This window comes from Paenibacillus zanthoxyli JH29 (genome assembly GCF_000520715.1).
Lineage (GTDB): Bacteria > Bacillota > Bacilli > Paenibacillales > Paenibacillaceae > Paenibacillus_AQ > Paenibacillus_AQ zanthoxyli.
Genome location: NZ_ASSD01000613.1, coordinates 1 through 2,676 on the forward strand (window position 1 = coordinate 1; position 2,676 = coordinate 2,676).

At 40.4% G+C, this 2,676-nt stretch carries 3 protein-coding genes; 1 reads left to right on the top strand and 2 read right to left on the bottom strand.

Annotated elements, in window-relative coordinates; genetic code table 11:
• Positions 1-466, top strand: a 466-nt coding sequence (gene sdhB / locus L691_RS0123695) for a succinate dehydrogenase iron-sulfur subunit (RefSeq protein ID WP_025692759.1), incomplete at its 5' end; no start/stop codon positions are given.
• Positions 467-556: 90 nt separating this feature from the next.
• Here the strand turns inward: sdhB and L691_RS0123700 are convergent.
• Positions 557-1,234: a hypothetical protein gene (locus L691_RS0123700; protein ID WP_025692760.1), complete on the bottom strand. Its 678-nt coding sequence runs from the start codon at positions 1,232-1,234 to the stop codon at positions 557-559.
• Positions 1,235-1,249: 15 nt separating this feature from the next.
• Positions 1,250-1,759 (bottom strand): DUF7689 domain-containing protein, encoded by a 510-nt coding sequence (locus L691_RS0123705; RefSeq protein WP_025692761.1) that lies wholly within the window; start codon positions 1,757-1,759, stop codon positions 1,250-1,252.
• Positions 1,760-2,676: the final 917 nt, after the last annotated feature.

Sequence of the window (2,676 nt, forward strand, 5' to 3'; positions counted from 1 at the left end):
GGTCGAGCCGATGAGCACCTTCCCGGTTGTGCGCGACCTCGTTATCGACCGCACACGGATGTTTAACGCGCTGAAAAAGGTAAAAGCCTGGATTCCGATCGACGGAACGTACGACCTCGGTCCGGGTCCGCGCATGGCCGAGAAAAAACGGCAGTGGGCCTACGAGCTGTCCAAATGCATGACCTGCGGCGTCTGCCTGGAGGCCTGCCCGAACGTCAACGCGAAGACCGATTTTATCGGTCCGGCGGCCATTTCGCAGGTCCGCCTGTTCAACGCCCATCCAACGGGCGAGATGAACGCCGACGAACGGCTGGAGGCGCTGATGACGGATGGCGGCATTGAGGGCTGCGGCAACTCGCAGAACTGCGTCCGGGCCTGCCCGAAAGGCATCCCGCTGACCACTTCCATCGCCGAAATCAACAAGCAGACGACGAAGCACATGTTCAAGCGGTGGCTGGGCGTGTAACTTCAAGCTGGCTCTCAGTATTTTATACTGCTTAACCCCGCCATTTCTGGCGGGGTTAATTTTATCACGGTGGGTTTAACTTGAAGAGTATCATTTTTGTTCCAAGACATATTCTTTTAAAGTTTTAAATTGATCTTTATGCTCTGTTGCCCATTCCTTTTTATTGGTGATATCCTGAAAAGTCCCTGTTCCGGAATCCCTGGTTAATTCGACAACAGCCGGAAATATCGTTTCATCTCCTGATTCAACCTTATCCAAAATAAAAGGAATGGCGGGTGTCCCCAACTCCTCCAGTTTTTTTACTTTTTCTTGAGAACTCAATGTCGTGTCTGATGATACTTCATCAACTTTTGAAGGAATTGACGCAAGGTGAATTTTCCATTTTTCATTGAAACCTTTTGCGGTTTCCCAATTTAAAGACTCTATTTTCTTTAGATTTACCTTCGCAATTTTTTCAATTGCAATAGCGGTGATATACTCTTCCAGACCGTTAAATTCACTATTTGCTATTTTATTTTGTAGATAGGGCATTGCTTCATTCCCTAAACTGACAATTGCATCAAAGTCTCTATTATCTTTTATATAATCATAGGGGTTTGAACTCATAGACAGCTCGGACCTCAGTGAAACTTCTTTAGCTATTTTCTCTGATATTAGAGAGAGATTAGAGTCAATTTTTTTCTCTATGGAAGCATTTGCGTAGTGTGATCGAAAAAACATAGTTATTAAGAAACTGCACACGAATAGTCCAATGAATATTTTTTTCACTATTAGCGCTCCTTTTCACTTACGTGCGTATTTTTGGTATGCATCGCCATAAGTACTGCTTGATTTGTAGGGCGACCAACCAACATGCTGTAGCCGCTCTAGCTTACCCCACTTTGCATTACTGTATTGAACCCCATTAACAGTGTCTGCAATTCGCCCAAAATGTCCAATTGATGATTCTGTACCGTAAGAGATAATTGAAAAGTCGCCATAATATGAACCCATTGGCTCACCATAGCCGAATCCCTTTTGTCTAAGGTATATGTTAACATCAGAGGCTGTAGGATTATTTGGACCAGACCATGGCCAAATCCAACTGCTATAATTATCTAGTACATAGGCCAGACAATTGTATTGACCAGTAGCATTACCCAGCCAAGCATAATTTCCGGATGTTTTAAGCATAGCATTTAACGTTGTTGGAGAAGTTGTAATTCCTGCAAAAGCTGTAGCTGAACCTAACGTTATTGCCGACAATATGATAGACATTGAGAGTATCATTTTTTTTACTTTTAAAATAAGCATATTTCTTCACACCATCCTGTTATTGATTGTTTATTAATTGTAAAAAATCAAAATTTAGTATTATCTCCTATCTTTTTTTAATATTAATGTCAAAATAGAATTAATTACTTGAAGTAATTATGCGGTTTGGTCGCCAAACATAATGTTTGTTTTTTCCTCATGGAAGCTGAGACAACAATGTCTTTAAGTTCCTCCTTTCTAACTACTTGAAATATGTATTTTAAAATTATAGGTTTAATTCGAATGGCTAATTTTACTTTTGCCAGATGGATTGAACCCATAATATTGAGAATCATGCAAATCGAGTAAAAGATTGAAAAAGTATGAGTTAAATAATTTAAATGACATATGAATAAAATGGCTGTAAATTACGAATGATGAAATATTTAATTTAAATAATTTTGTACTACTAAATTCAAATAATAGGTTTTTATAACCTATATTATCCATTTTTTTAAAATAATAGAAATAAGTCATTGGACTCAATTATTTTTTTCATAAAAATGAAAATTGTGGATGAGTATACTTAGTACCAGTGATTTAATCATTATAGAAGGTCTTTTCCCTGAGAATTGCATGCTACCGAAAGAGAAAATAGATTAAAGCGTCGGTTTCCGCAAAGTTTCGGCGCGCTAAGCACGGGAGGGGGGAGATGTACACTTTTCTTATGGATGCCGGGTAATTCTTCGGCGCATGAGGTTGACTGCAAACGGTGCACAAGGTGAATGGGATGCTCCGTTTGGCGGGTTCAAAGCTGGAGCGGCTAAGTAAACATAAAGCAGTTATTTTGGATCAGGCCCTTGGACGCCTTGTCCTTTACTTGGTTTACTTATTCCCCTGTTGGCACAATGGTCGATCGACCACTTAGCACGATTCGGCAAGCGGACCGTATTGTTGTGTTAGACCAAGGCAGGGTG

Bases quoted from the DNA above. Each gene is read 5' to 3' on its own strand.
- L691_RS0123705 (WP_025692761.1), bottom strand. From the start codon at position 1,759: ATGCTTATTTTAAAAGTAAAAAAAATGATACTCTCAATGTCTATCATA.